Origin of the sequence: Bacillus sp. FSL M7-1345 (assembly GCF_038006985.1) — a bacterium.
Taxonomy (GTDB): domain Bacteria; phylum Bacillota; class Bacilli; order Bacillales; family Bacillaceae_G; genus Bacillus_A; species Bacillus_A cereus_U.
Genome location: NZ_JBBOWG010000001.1, coordinates 168,561 through 181,423 on the forward strand (window position 1 = coordinate 168,561; position 12,863 = coordinate 181,423).

The window sequence follows — 12,863 nt, forward strand, 5'->3', positions numbered from 1 at the left end:
TAATTGTTTTATTTTTTGTAACATTTCATCTATTTTGGTAGACTAATAATAGAGATATATGGAGAGGGGGCAAAGACTCGATATGTGGATGAACTTGTAATGATTAGAAGTTGGATAGATGAATTTTTCTCTCTCATTAGCGAGGGTTTATTTAACTGTCTATAAATCATTCAAGGACTGCATATTTGGCTTGTACATCCCTTTTGTAAGGATAGATACCTATGTCGGGAAATTTATATCTCTCATATAAAATATGCGTCCTTTAATTTGGAGGAGTATATAATGAATCAATTAAAAAATAAAGTAGCAGTTGTTACAGGTGTTAGTCGTTTAGATGGTATTGGTGCAGCGATTTGTAAAGAATTAGCTGAAGCAGGATACGATATATTTTTTACGTACTGGACGAATTACGATAAAGAGATGCCTTGGGGCGTCGATCCAAACGAACAAATACAATTAAAAGAAGAGCTGATAAAGAACGGTGTTGAAGTATCAAGTATGGAGTTAGATTTAACTCGGAATGATGCGCCGGAGCAACTTATAAATAAAGTTACTGAACAACTGGGATACCCTCATATATTAATTAATAATGCAGCGTATTCTACGAATAATGATTTCTCTAATTTAACTGCTGAAGAGTTAGATAAACATTATATGGTAAATGTTCGCGGCACTACATTATTAAGTAGTAAATTTGCTCAAGGATTTGATAAAAAATCCGGCGGTAGAATTGTTAATATTACTTCGGGGCAATTTAAAGGGCCTATGGCTGGAGAACTAGCCTATGCAACGACGAAGGGAGCTATTGATGCTCTCACTAGTACTTTGTCAGCCGAGGTAGCCCATTTAGGTATAACTGTTAATGCAATTAATCCAGGTCCAACTGATACGGGATGGATGACAGAAGAGATAAAAAGAGGATTAAAACCGATGTTTCCTTTTGGTAGAATAGGCGAACCGAAAGATGCAGCAAGACTTATTAAGTTTTTAGTGAGCGAAGAAGCCGGATGGATTACAGGGCAAGTTATTCATTCAGAAGGTGGATTTAAGAGATAAATTTATAAATAAAAAGAAGGTATCTCATTTCAGTGAGATACCTTCTTTTTAATCTTTCTTCAATCTTCGTGCTATACCATTCCCTAATGACTGTAATCCTTGAACGAGAATGATTAAAATAAAGACTGTTGCATACATTACTTCAGGTTCGTAACGTAAATGACCGAATCGATATGCGAGATCACCAAGGCCTCCAGCACCTACAAGTCCAGCCATTGCTGTTGCACCGATTAAGCCAATCGTTGCGATTGTTAATCCAAGTACGAGAGATGGACGAGCTTCTTTAACCATGACGTGCCAAATGATTTTAATAGTAGAAACTCCCATCGCTTGATATGCTTCAATAACACCACGATCTACTTCTAGTAAAGCTGTCTCCATTAAACGTGCAATATAAGGGGCTGTGAAGACAACAAGTGGTACGATAACACCTTGCACGCCAATGGACGTTCCCATTAGAAACTTTGTAAAAGGTAAAATGAAGAATAATAGAATGATAAATGGAAGAGAACGAATGATATTAATAACTGTATTAAGAATAGGATAGATAATTTTATTTTCTCGCTGTCCACCAGGTCTCGTTAAAACAAGTGTGACACCGAGTGGTAATGCAATAAGGATAGATATAAGTAGTGAAATAGATGTCATTTGAAATGTTTGAATTGTTGCTTCCCATATTACGTTACCCCACTCATCCAAAAAGGACTTGTTTCCCATAATCTGTTCTACCTCCTTCTACGATAATTCCTTGTTCTTGTAAAAATGATAAGGCACGGTGTACTTCACTTTTTTCACCTTGCATATGAACGACCAGTTTTCCATATGCCTCATGTTTTAACTGCGTAATATTGCCTGATAAAATATTAGGATATACGTGGAAACGTTTTGTAGCGATAGCTAACGCGGGTTCTCCTGAAGCGGTTCCTATAAATGAAAGTGTTACGATTTCTCCAGTACTTTGTAGCTCTTTCTGTACCTCTTCTGGAATTTTAGCTGCAAATGCGCTATTTACAAATTTCTTCGTTGTTACATGTTGTGGGTTTGTAAAAATGTCCTTCACTGTTCCACTTTCAACGACAGATCCATGTTCCATTACAGCAACTTGGTCACAAATACGCTGGATGACATTCATTTCGTGTGTAATTAGCAAAATCGTAATTCCGATTTCTTCGTTGATCTTTAATAATAAATCAAGAATAGAATCGGTCGTTTCCGGATCTAATGCGCTCGTTGCTTCATCACTTAATAAAACTTCAGGCTCATGAGATAGTGCGCGAGCGATCGCTACACGCTGTTTTTGACCACCAGAAAGTTCACTTGGATAGGCATCTTTTCTATTGAAAAGATCAACAATACGTAAATACTTTTCTACCCTTTTTTCAATTTCATTTTTGGGAAGACCAGATAGACGTAAGGGTAGTGCGATGTTTTCATAAACGGTAACGGTTTTAAGTAAATTGAATCCTTGAAAAATCATGCCGATCTTTTGTCTCGCTTTTGCGAGTTCTTTTGTCGATAAGGTTGTTAAATCTTGTTCGTTTACAATGATATTTCCTGTCGTTGGTTTTTCTAATAAATTTACACAGCGAATTAATGTACTTTTACCAGCGCCGCTATATCCGATGATTCCAAATACTTCGCCCTTTTTTACTTTAAGGGAAGTTGGTTTAAGGGCCTCAACATTCCCTTTTTTTGTTGTAAATATTTTGGAGACGTTTTTTAATTCAATCATTATAGTCAGCTCCTACCAAGACGGTAAAATAGAACCATCGAATTTTTTCTCAATGAAATCTTTTACTTCTTTAGATTGATAAGCTTTCTTTAACTTATTTATAACTGCATCATCTTTATTTTCAGTACGAACAACGACCCAGTTCACATATGGTGAATCTTTTCCTTCGCGGAAAATCGAATCTTTTGCTGGACTTAATTTTGCACCTAATGCAAAGTTTGTATTAATCGCAGCTGCCTTCACTTCACCTAGCTGCGTTGGTAATTGAGATGCCTCTAATTCAACAATCTTTAAATTTTTCGGATTTTCAATTACATCTTTTGCAGTCGCTTTTTCTGTAGCTTTTGGATCCACTTTTAAAACCCCTGCTTTTTCAAATAGCTTTAAAGCACGAAGCTCATTTGTTGGATCATTTGGGACAGCAATTGCGTCGCCCTCTTTTAATTCTTTTATATCTTTTAAGTTTTTAGAGTATATACCCATAGGGAATGTTACTGTGGAAAATACTTCAGTTAATTTCATATTACGTTCAGTTTTAAATACGTCTAAATAAGATTTAGTTTGGTAGCTATTTACATCGAGGCTTTTTTCATCTAAAGATACGTTTGGTGCTACATAATCATTAAATACCTTTACATCGATTTGGAGGCCATCTTTTGCTGCAACTTCTTTCACCTTTTCAAAAATTTGTTCATGCGGTCCACCTGTTACACCAACGGTAATCTTTTTCTCATCTAATGCTTTTACCTCTTTATCAGAATTAGCACCGCATGCGCCTAACAACAATACAGCTCCACTTACAATACTTACTAATACCTTTTTCATCTATAATTCCCCCTTAATATACGTTCCAAAATAAAAAGCACCTCTCAAAAATAAGAGAGGTGCCGAATAGACGAAATAGGTTCCTCTCTTATCTTCCAAAACGAAAATCGTTCTGCAGGAATTAGCACCTTAGCTTATACTTTATAAGCTCGGTTGCCGGGCATCATCGGGCCAGTCCCTCCGCCACTCTTGATAAGAGTATGTGTATGTAGTTTTTAAATATGGTACTAATAGTAAATCTTACAAAAAGAATTGTCAATATTATTTTCTGAATATATTTTATTTTAAGGTAATAGAAACATTACCTTTTTTATGTCCGGTCTCTACGTACGTATGAGCCTTTGAAATTTCTTCTAACGGGTAAGTTTTATCAATAACTGGCTTTAATTTTTCTTCTTCCGTTAGCATTTTTAGTAGAAGCATATCTTCTTTGCTCACTTTTGCCATCGTTCCATTGACCGACACGTATTTACCGTTAGCGGTTAATGCTTTCTTACAATGGGATTTTTTAATTTTTCCAACTGCATCAAATATAATATCGTGGCGTTCAGCCCGCTTTGTAAAATCTTCTTTCGTATAATCAATTACGTGATTAGCTCCTAAAGATTGCACTAGTTCAAAATTTGAATTACTACAAACAGCTGTAACGGTCGCGCCAAAATATTTAGCAAGTTGTACGGCAGCTGTTCCTACTGAACCAGATGCGCCATATATAAGTACTTGTTGCCCTTTTCTTATACGTCCTTTTCTCAGGAAGTGTAATGCTGAAGTTCCGCCGAAAGGAATAACTGCAGCTTCCTCATACGTCACATTGGTAGGCTTTAATGATATCAATCCGCTTTCATGTACACATGTATATTCTGCATAACCACCGACATTAAGCTCTGTTAATGCGAAAACTTGGTCTCCTTTTTTAAATTGAGTTACATCTGTTCCTATTTCTTCGATTTCACCAGATAGCTCCACGCCGAGTATAGGTTTTCTTGGTTTTTTAAAACCTAATATAATCCGCATAGGAATCCAAAATAAAAGGGGGCTATTAAAGCCGCGCATTCTACAATCTCCAGTCGTTACACTTGTTGCGTGAATTTTAACTAATACTTCATTCTTTTTTGGAGTAGGTTTCTCTACATCTTGAAGTTTGAGAACATTAGGCGGCCCATACTTTGTGCAAATAATTGCTTTCATAATGACCTCCTGAATTTAGTTGTTTTTATTTACATCATATTTAAGTATTTCTTTAAACATGTTGTTATTCGAGAAATAAAGTTAAATAGAAATATTAAAAAGTATATAGATTTCAAAGGAAAATAGATGATATCCTTTTGGAAAGGAGGAGAAATTATGAAAAAACTTATTTTAACTTCTAGTATGATCCTTGCAGTTATTTTAGGTGCAGGGTGTAGTAATGAGAAAACAACAAAGACTGATGAACCGAAAAAAGAAGCCATGCAGAAAGAAAAAGAATTAGCAGCGAAGGATATTTTCAAGAAAACGAATGACGCTTTTAAAAATGAAGAACATGTAACGATGACATATGATGTAGAGATAAAAGCTGAAGGAACAGAGATGAATATACTAAAGGCTAAAATGCAATTAGAGCCAAAGAAAAAGAATTCTCGTTCTGAAATGAATATTTCTGGTACAGATGTTGTAGTGTATGCTGTGGATGGTAAAGTTGCTGGTCAGGTGAAAAATCCTAATACAGGAGAAGTTATATCTGTACCGGAGGAGCAATTAAATACTGGCGGGATGAAAGCAACTCAAGATATTGTAGATAATTTAGAAGTGCCAGCAGTAGTTTTAGATAAAATGAAGATGGAGAAAAGTGGAGACAAGTATAAACTGAAGTTCATATTAAAAGGGAAAGAAACAGAAAGTATGTTAGCTAGCATGGATGAAACGCAGAAGAAAATGCTACAAGCACAAAACGCAAAGATAGAAGAAGTAGATGCAGAATATATCATTACAAAAGATTTTAAATATGAATCAGCGAAGATAGATATGATTATGAGTAGTAATGGTGAGGATAAGGCACACATTATTACGAATGCAAAATATACATCGTACGAAAAGTTTGAGCCAATACAGCTGCCAGCAGCAAAGTAACAGTCTTGATGAGGGAGGGACCTAAAATAAAGGGTCGCTCTCTTTTTTGTTAATACTTTTTTAAGGAAAATAGGTAAAATATGAAGAGGAAGAACGTTAGAAAAGGAGAGTGCCATTTGAAAAAAAGAAAGATAGCAGTTGTTATTGTAGCGTATACAGTGTTGCTCGCGACTTCTATATATACATACAAAGAGCAACTAGAACATCCTATTATGAGCGATGTAGGAAAGTTGCTTCCAACGAAAATTAAACGTGTTGAAAATGCTGAGGATGAAAGTTCATTAAAAAAGTTAGTGCAAGATGCAAATGTTTCTGGAGAGAAGATTTCTATTGCAGGTATGCAACATAGCCAAGGCGGGCAGACGTATTATCCGAACGGTACGATGCTTGATATGAAAGGGTATAATGAAATATTAGAATTCGATCCGGAGAAGAAGAGGATTAGGGTGCAAAGCGGTGTCACATGGAATGACATTCAAAAGAAAATCAATCCATATGGTCTTGCAGTTCAAGTGATGCAATCTCAAAATATTTTTACTGTTGGTGGTTCATTAAGTGTAAATGTACATGGGCGTGATATTCGTCATGAAGCATTGATTGATACAGTAGAGTCGTTCAGATTGTTAATGGCAGATGGTACAGTGCGTAATGTAAGTAGAGAAGAAAATGCTGATTTGTTTCCGTATGTAATTGGGGGATATGGATTGTTTGGTGTGATTTTAGATGTGACGCTACAGTTAACAAACGATGAATTGTATGAAACGCATACGAAGGTACTAGATTATAAAGAATACTCTTCATACTTTAAGAATAAAGTGCGAAGGGACGAGAATATACGTATGCATTTAGCACGTATTTCTGTTGCCCCAAATTCATTTTTAAAAGAAATGTATGTGACAGATTATGTACTAGCAGAAGATCAACAGAAGTTGAAAGAGTACAGCAAATTAAAAGAAGAAAATATTATAGCTGCGCCGAAATTCTTACTTGGATTATCACGTTATAGTGACTGGGGAAAGGGCGCATTTTGGGATATACAAAGAAGTTATTTTGAACGTACAGATGGTAAGTACGAAACTCGAAATAACGTAATGAGATCTGATAGTGCTTTTATGGAATACGATAATCCAAACTTGACCGAAGTTTTACAAGAGTACTTTGTACCGATAGATGGTTTTGCAGAGTATATAGATGATTTGCGAAGCGTTTTAAATGAAGAGGAATTAAACCTTCTTAACATTACAATCCGCTATGTAGAAAAGAATGAGAATGCGGTGCTATCTTATTCGAAAGATGATATGTTTGCGCTTGTGCTTCTAATTAATCAAGGGCGTTCTGAGGATGAAATAAAGAAAACAAAAGTGGTCATTCAGAAGATGATTGATGTTACTTTAAAGCATAATGGAAGTTATTATTTACCGTATTATTCTTATCCGGAAAAGGAGCAACTAAAGAAAGCGTATCCTCGCATAGAAGAATTCCTTCAGAAAAAGAAGGAAGTAGACCCAGAGGAAAGGTTTGTGAATTTATTTTATAAGGAGTATAGCAAATGACATATAGAAGATTTGTGGCCTCACAAAGCATTATTATGATGGCGGGTAGCATGGTATTTCCTTTTTATATACTATTGCTTCGAAATGTTGGAAATAGTTTTTCGCAATTTGGCTGGGCGTACGGTTTATTTGCCTTAACTTCAGCTCTAGTATATCCGTTAGTTGGAAGAACCTCTGATAGGATAGGTGATAGAAAGTTATTAATTATATACGCATGGTCCATGGCTATATTAATGCTTTGTTTCCCTATTGCAACAGAAGTTTGGCATGTATACATTCTCCAAATTTTAATGGGTATTTTAGGTGCTGTGCAGCGTAATACGGAGAAGACATCGTTAGCACGAAAGGTAGCGCATAAGGAAGCTGGTTACGAAATTGGAAAATACCATGTATGGACATCAATTGGTGGCGGAGTAGCTATAATTGCAACTGGTTACCTAGTGGATTTCTTTACGATAGGGACTATTTTTTACATTGCTTCAGTTTTATATGTAGTGAGTGGAATTGTATTAAGTAGCAAAAAAATATAATCATACCCATTTTTACCTGATTACCCTTTATTTGTTATACTTATGGAGAAGACAAAAGAAAAGGGGACATTGCCTTTGATGAAATTTATAGTTTTAGCTATTCTCACTTTATTTTTGATTCCATGGACTAGAAGCGGTAATAAAATTCGCGCGGTGGATAAAGGAGGAAATGAGAAAGTTGTAAAGGGTAAGAAATCATCTATTTTAGTTATTCCTGTTTTATTTTGGATAGGTATTGCAATCTATGAATATTTTTGGCTAATTGATGATCGAGCAGATTCTATTCTTACTCATTATTCTGTTGCAGTAGCGATTTTAATTGGGCTTGTTTTATTCTCACAAGAGCAGGTAGGGAAATTAGAAGGTACGTTAAAAGGACTTCTAATGTTTGTTTTACTCGCAAGTTACGGCTATTTTGGTTATTTGCACGATATAGTAATCTCGCAAAAGAAATATGATTCGGTCGTGAAGGTAGAGAAAGATATTTCGGAGCCATTTACTGAAAATGACCAACCGTTTACAGTTCCGCCTAAAACAGCGGAAAATAAAATGAAAAAGGTATTTGGTGATATTCCGAAAGTAGCTTATTTTGAGCTAGGGGAATTAACGCCACAAATGGTAAATGGTGAAGCCTTGTATGTAGCACCGATAGAAGTTTCGGGATTTTTTAAAGCACGTAAAGCGGAAACAATTCCAGGTTACGTAACAATGTCAGGTACAAATCCTGATGCGGAAGCGAAATTACATCTTGGATATAAAATGAAGTATGTACCAAGCATGTTTTTCGGTAGTAAATTAGAACGTGTCGTTCGAAAAGCAGAGCCAGATTTAGTTTTTAAAGGGAAACCAAAATTTGAAGTTGATGATAAAGGAAAACCGTATTATACAATGACATACGGTGAGTTTATTTCAGGAAGATCAGGGTTTGAAGTAGAAGGCGTTGTCGTTGTTGATGCACAAACAGGTGATGTGAAACGATATGATAAAGGGAATGCACCTAAATTCGTTGATGGTGTATTAAATCATGAAACAGCATCTACGTTAAATACGTACTTCGGAAAATATATTCACGGATTTTGGAATACGAAATTCTCACAAACTGACATGAAGATTCCGACTGAGTGGGGGACGAAGGAAGGCGTTACGCCAATCTTCGGAAAGGATGGTAAACTGTATTACTTTACAGACTTTACCTCTCCGAAAGAAGGAGTAGATTCTGCCCTCGGTTACTCATTAGTTGATGCACGTACAGGAAAGTTGTATTACTATAACGGAAAAGAAGTGAAGGGAATTATGGACGGTTCGGCTGCTACAGAAGTAGTGGATAATTCCTTTAAGAGAGAGAAATGGCATGGAACAATGCCGGTTATTTATAACGTATATGGTAAGCCTTCTTGGATTGTACCGGTTATTGATGACGGGGGATTAGTACGTGCTCATACTGTTATATATGCTTCTAATGCAAAAGTGTTTGCAACAGGTTCAACGCAAAAAGAAGCACTTGAGAATTATAAAAATGCGCTGAGTGGAAGTGGTGATTCATTTAGACCGACTTCAAATGGGAAAGAAGCGCAAAAAGAAGGTACTGTACAACGTGTGTATAAAGAAAAATCAGGTGAAAATACGATTGTGTACGTACTATTAGAAAACGAGCAAAAAGTATTCATGGTACCGGCGAAGAAATTCCCATATGCAATGTTTACAGAAGTAGGAGATCCAATTCAAATCACATATTTAGACACAGGAGAAATGATGGCATCTGTATCTAAATTTACAAATAGTAATTTGAAACAGTAAAGCGATAGAGATTCTATCGCTTTTTTTACATTATTAAACAGGAAAATACGGTATACTTGACGTATATTTATGTTGTAACTATAATTGTTACGGTTAAGTAGTTATATGAAAGGGTGAATGGAAAAAGTGAATGAAGTTAATCACGAAGTATATAAACCTGTAAAGACAAACAGGTTATGGATGATTCTTGTATTAGGGACACTTACGGCAATTGGGCCATTATCTATTGATATGTATTTGCCTTCTTTACCAAAGTTAACGGATGATTTACAAACGGGTGCATCCCTTGCGCAGCTTACATTAACTGCTTGTCTGCTTGGGCTTTCAGTGGGACAGTTATTTGTTGGTTCAATTAGTGACATTTACGGAAGACGCAAACCTCTTATTATCGCTCTTATTATTTATGTTGCTTCTTCTTTACTTTGTGCTGTTGCACCATCTATTTGGAGTTTAGTACTTTTACGTTTCTTACAAGGTGCTTCAGGATCTGCTGGTATCGTTATATCACGTGCAATGGTACGTGATATGTATTCGGGTTCTGAAATGACGAAGTTTTTCTCACTGCTTATGCTAGTAAACGGAGCAGCACCTATTTTGGCACCGATTATTGGAGGACAATTATTACAGTTCACATCATGGCGCGGCGTTTTTATCGTTCTTGGAGCAATTAGTGTATTCATGCTAATATCATCTACTTTCGTATTACGTGAAACATTACCTCCTGAAGAAAGAGAGACAGGTGGTTTGTCGGGAACGCTGGCGACATACGGAAAGCTTCTGAAAGATCGTTTATTTATGGGTTATGCATTGTCACAAGGATTAGTAACAGCTGCAATGTTTGCTTATATTTCTGGTTCACCGTTCGTGTTGCAAAATATATACGGGGCATCACCACAACAGTTTAGTTTGTTCTTTGCAATTAACGGTATCGGTATTATTATTGCTAGCCAAGTTACTGGCCGCTTAGCAGGGAAAGTGAATGAGAAGACATTATTTGTTTCCGGTATTGTTATTGCGGCTGTTGGCGGTCTATCGTTACTACTTACAATCGTATTAGGAATAGGTCTAATCGGTGTTTTATGCTCGCTATTTCTCGTTGTATCAAGTGTTGGGGTTGTATCAACAACTGGCTTCTCGTTAGCGATGAGAAATCAAAAACAAGCAGCAGGAACAGCATCAGCTTTACTAGGTTTATTACAGTTCATTTCAGGAGCGCTTGTTGCACCGCTAGTAGGTATTGGCGGAAGTAATACAGCACTTCCTATGGGTGTTGTTATAGCTCTTTGTGAAATTTGTGCTGTGTTATGCTATTTATTCATGGCAAAAAGAAGTGAACAGCAGTTTGAACTGCAACAAAAACAAAATTTAGAGGCTTAACAAAAAAGAGCTGATTCAAACATTTCTCTGAATCAGCTCTTTTTTTCATTTCTTTGAAATAACTCATACATATTATTCATGATCGCATCATATAAGAAAGCAAGTTTATCCCATACCCAGCGGTTACTGTCGACCTCTTTCTCCCCGCAGTCAATAATATCAGTATGATCTGTAATTTTATATGCCCTCTCAACGATAATAGGAGCAATCTTCGGTATGCGTGGAATTTCTTTTAAGACATCTGCAAAATTTCCAATGTAGACATGACCGATAATCTCGATTGTTAATGATTTATCCGATATATTTAGCACAGTATGAAATTGATTTGTATGTTGTTGTTTTAAATATTGGGCTAACTTAAATGGAGCATGTTGCTTTTTTAATACGCGGCGAAGGTTTTCTGTGTTTTCAATATGAAGTGATCTTTCACGAATAAGGACACGAATATCTTCTCCCATAAAAGGTATTGTATTGTACATAGGTGATTCTCCTTAAAAACTTAACTACGCTTGCGTTATGCATATGTAAGTCTAGCATGGTTTGTTCTCTATGTGTGCTTACAGTTTTGTAAGGTAGAGTGGTGAAGTTACTTGCATAAAGTGACGATAATGTGACAAAAATGTGTGTATATTTATTAAGAGATCATCTTAAGTGCAAAATTTAGGACGTTCTCGGTATAATAAAACAAGTGGAGATAAGAGAAACTGTAATTCGTAGTAGATGTAGATAAAAGGAGAATAAGAGATGAAGAAGGTTTTCGGTATTGCAATGCTTGGGGGTATGCTCCTTCTAGCGGGATGTAATGGAAATAAAGACACGAAAGATACGAAGGAACCGAAAGAAAAGGTAGAGCAATCTACTGAACAGACAGAAGATACGAAAGTGTATCGTGAGGTACATGAAAAGTATGATGCGAAGATGAACAAGGAAATTAATAAAGCGTTACAGTTATTTGAAGTGGCAAAAGAAAAGGGCGGTAAGGAAATAACTAATGCTAAATTTAAGGAAGACGTGCAAAATGTAACAACGGGCATGTTAGAAGATATAGATCATATGCGTAAAGAAATTCATGTACCGAAGTCGAAAGAACAAGAACATGAAATGTATGTTGGTTTCTTAAATGAATCAGAACAAGCGATGAAAAAATTACAGAAGTTAGCTAAAGAAGAAGATTCATCGTTGATTCGTGATATAGAAATTAATTTTTCAACAGCATCGACATACTATAAACGTTTTCAAACAGAAACGAAAAAATAACCTTGCGCATGCGCAAGGTTATTTTTTCTTCTTACCATCTCCGTCTTCATCCTCGCATACTAATACCTTCTGCTCTTCGTGAAATTCTGAAATTGTTTGTCCAGTAATATTATCGAAGGGTGTATAAAAAGAAGTGATACGTTTCTTTTTAATGAAGAGTTTATAGAAGCCAATGATAACGAGTATGACAATTGTTAATGGCAATCCTATAGTAGCCAGAAGTAAGGGATCCATCTTACAACTCCTTTAAAGTAATTACCTTTATTATAAGTTAAAGTAGTGATTTTAAGAAATAATGTCATAAAAAACTGATTTTTCTAAATATATCCAATTAGATTGACTTTTCATTTTTTCAGAATTATAATTCAAAATATACAATTTGAACCAAATAATAATATAGCAATTTACTTATCCAGAGAGGTAGAGGGACTGGCCCTATGACACCTCAGCAGCGGGTTCTGTAATAGAACACCGTGCTAATTCCAGCAAGCAAGGCTTGAAAGATAAGTGATGGGCATAGTTTTATTAAGCCTTGATCTTATTTTTTAAGATCAAGGCTTTTTGTGTTTTAAGAAGTGGAAAAGGAGTAATAGGAACAAATATGTCAATAAAACAAAGTAAATTCAT

13 protein-coding genes and 2 riboswitches are annotated in these 12,863 nt (G+C 35.8%); of the genes, 7 read left to right on the forward strand and 6 right to left on the reverse strand.

Translation table 11 applies throughout. The annotated features are described in order from the left end of the window. Positions 1–282: 282 nt before the first annotated feature. Positions 283–1,056: an SDR family oxidoreductase gene (locus MHB76_RS00990; protein ID WP_176107978.1), complete on the forward strand. Its 774-nt coding sequence runs from the start codon at positions 283–285 to the stop codon at positions 1,054–1,056. A gap of 48 nt (positions 1,057–1,104) precedes the next feature. On the opposite strand, the gene MHB76_RS00995 is transcribed toward MHB76_RS00990, so the two are convergent. The 4 genes from MHB76_RS00995 to MHB76_RS01010 all read right to left on the reverse strand — a co-directional run bounded on the left by MHB76_RS00995 (position 1,105) and on the right by MHB76_RS01010 (position 4,801). Next, complete coding sequence (locus tag MHB76_RS00995; protein WP_000527155.1) at positions 1,105–1,773, reverse strand: methionine ABC transporter permease; 669 nt, start codon at positions 1,771–1,773, stop codon at positions 1,105–1,107. Continuing rightward, positions 1,748–2,788: a methionine ABC transporter ATP-binding protein gene (locus MHB76_RS01000; RefSeq protein ID WP_078173570.1), complete on the reverse strand. Its 1,041-nt coding sequence runs from the start codon at positions 2,786–2,788 to the stop codon at positions 1,748–1,750. The genes MHB76_RS00995 and MHB76_RS01000 overlap by 26 nt, the downstream gene beginning before the upstream one ends. Positions 2,789–2,800: 12 nt before the next feature. Then, entirely contained in the window at positions 2,801–3,613 is an 813-nt protein-coding gene (locus MHB76_RS01005) for a MetQ/NlpA family ABC transporter substrate-binding protein (RefSeq protein WP_078173571.1), read from the reverse strand. 85 nt (positions 3,614–3,698) lie between these two features. After that, positions 3,699–3,812, reverse strand: a riboswitch (SAM riboswitch). Between the two features lie 80 nt (positions 3,813–3,892). After that, positions 3,893–4,801 (reverse strand): NAD(P)-dependent alcohol dehydrogenase, encoded by a 909-nt coding sequence (locus MHB76_RS01010; protein WP_078173572.1) that lies wholly within the window; start codon positions 4,799–4,801, stop codon positions 3,893–3,895. A 156-nt stretch (positions 4,802–4,957) separates the two neighbouring features. Between MHB76_RS01010 and MHB76_RS01015 the strand changes: the two genes are divergently transcribed. The 5 genes from MHB76_RS01015 to MHB76_RS01035 all read left to right on the forward strand — a co-directional run bounded on the left by MHB76_RS01015 (position 4,958) and on the right by MHB76_RS01035 (position 10,979). Continuing rightward, positions 4,958–5,722 (forward strand): hypothetical protein, encoded by a 765-nt coding sequence (locus MHB76_RS01015; protein ID WP_002159582.1) that lies wholly within the window; start codon positions 4,958–4,960, stop codon positions 5,720–5,722. Positions 5,723–5,838: 116 nt separating this feature from the next. Then, entirely contained in the window at positions 5,839–7,275 is a 1,437-nt protein-coding gene (locus tag MHB76_RS01020; protein ID WP_078173573.1) for an FAD-binding oxidoreductase, read from the forward strand. Continuing rightward, complete coding sequence (locus MHB76_RS01025) at positions 7,272–7,805, forward strand: MFS transporter (RefSeq protein WP_002113356.1); 534 nt, start codon at positions 7,272–7,274, stop codon at positions 7,803–7,805. Before MHB76_RS01020 ends, MHB76_RS01025 begins: the two co-directional genes overlap by 4 nt. A gap of 78 nt (positions 7,806–7,883) precedes the next feature. Next, the gene (locus tag MHB76_RS01030) at positions 7,884–9,602 is read left to right on the forward strand and encodes a DUF3981 domain-containing protein (protein WP_078173574.1); all 1,719 of its coding nucleotides are present in this window, start codon (positions 7,884–7,886) and stop codon (positions 9,600–9,602) included. 117 nt (positions 9,603–9,719) lie between these two features. Next, positions 9,720–10,979, forward strand: coding sequence for a multidrug effflux MFS transporter (locus MHB76_RS01035; RefSeq protein WP_078173575.1), 1,260 nt, complete (start codon positions 9,720–9,722; stop codon positions 10,977–10,979). 32 nt (positions 10,980–11,011) lie between these two features. Here the strand turns inward: MHB76_RS01035 and MHB76_RS01040 are convergent, their stop codons facing one another. Beyond that, complete coding sequence (locus MHB76_RS01040; protein ID WP_078173576.1) at positions 11,012–11,458, reverse strand: hypothetical protein; 447 nt, start codon at positions 11,456–11,458, stop codon at positions 11,012–11,014. A 265-nt stretch (positions 11,459–11,723) separates the two neighbouring features. Here MHB76_RS01040 and MHB76_RS01045 point away from each other — a divergent pair, with 265 nt between their 5' ends. Continuing rightward, positions 11,724–12,236: a hypothetical protein gene (locus tag MHB76_RS01045; protein ID WP_002113360.1), complete on the forward strand. Its 513-nt coding sequence runs from the start codon at positions 11,724–11,726 to the stop codon at positions 12,234–12,236. Between the two features lie 18 nt (positions 12,237–12,254). Here the strand turns inward: MHB76_RS01045 and MHB76_RS01050 are convergent, their stop codons facing one another. Continuing rightward, positions 12,255–12,470, reverse strand: a complete 216-nt coding sequence (locus MHB76_RS01050) for a DUF3951 domain-containing protein (protein ID WP_000371385.1) — start codon at positions 12,468–12,470, stop codon at positions 12,255–12,257. A gap of 171 nt (positions 12,471–12,641) precedes the next feature. Then, a riboswitch (SAM riboswitch) is annotated at positions 12,642–12,746 on the forward strand. The last annotated feature ends 117 nt before the right edge of the window (positions 12,747–12,863 follow it).

Excerpts from the sequence above, each read along its gene's own strand:
- MHB76_RS01050 (WP_000371385.1), bottom strand. The coding sequence starts at position 12,470 with ATGGATCCCTTACTTCTGGCTACTATAGGATTGCCATTAACAATTGTC.
- MHB76_RS00990 (WP_176107978.1), top strand. The coding sequence starts at position 283 with ATGAATCAATTAAAAAATAAAGTAGCAGTTGTTACAGGTGTTAGTCGT.
- MHB76_RS01000 (WP_078173570.1), bottom strand. The coding sequence starts at position 2,788 with ATGATTGAATTAAAAAACGTCTCCAAAATATTTACAACAAAAAAAGGG.
- MHB76_RS01010 (WP_078173572.1), bottom strand. The coding sequence starts at position 4,801 with ATGAAAGCAATTATTTGCACAAAGTATGGGCCGCCTAATGTTCTCAAA.
- MHB76_RS01030 (WP_078173574.1), top strand. The coding sequence starts at position 7,884 with ATGAAATTTATAGTTTTAGCTATTCTCACTTTATTTTTGATTCCATGG.
- MHB76_RS01015 (WP_002159582.1), top strand. The coding sequence starts at position 4,958 with ATGAAAAAACTTATTTTAACTTCTAGTATGATCCTTGCAGTTATTTTA.
- MHB76_RS01025 (WP_002113356.1), top strand. The coding sequence starts at position 7,272 with ATGACATATAGAAGATTTGTGGCCTCACAAAGCATTATTATGATGGCG.
- MHB76_RS01040 (WP_078173576.1), bottom strand. The coding sequence starts at position 11,458 with ATGTACAATACAATACCTTTTATGGGAGAAGATATTCGTGTCCTTATT.
- MHB76_RS01045 (WP_002113360.1), top strand. The coding sequence starts at position 11,724 with ATGAAGAAGGTTTTCGGTATTGCAATGCTTGGGGGTATGCTCCTTCTA.
- MHB76_RS01005 (WP_078173571.1), bottom strand. The coding sequence starts at position 3,613 with ATGAAAAAGGTATTAGTAAGTATTGTAAGTGGAGCTGTATTGTTGTTA.
- MHB76_RS01035 (WP_078173575.1), top strand. The coding sequence starts at position 9,720 with ATGGAAAAAGTGAATGAAGTTAATCACGAAGTATATAAACCTGTAAAG.
- MHB76_RS00995 (WP_000527155.1), bottom strand. The coding sequence starts at position 1,773 with ATGGGAAACAAGTCCTTTTTGGATGAGTGGGGTAACGTAATATGGGAA.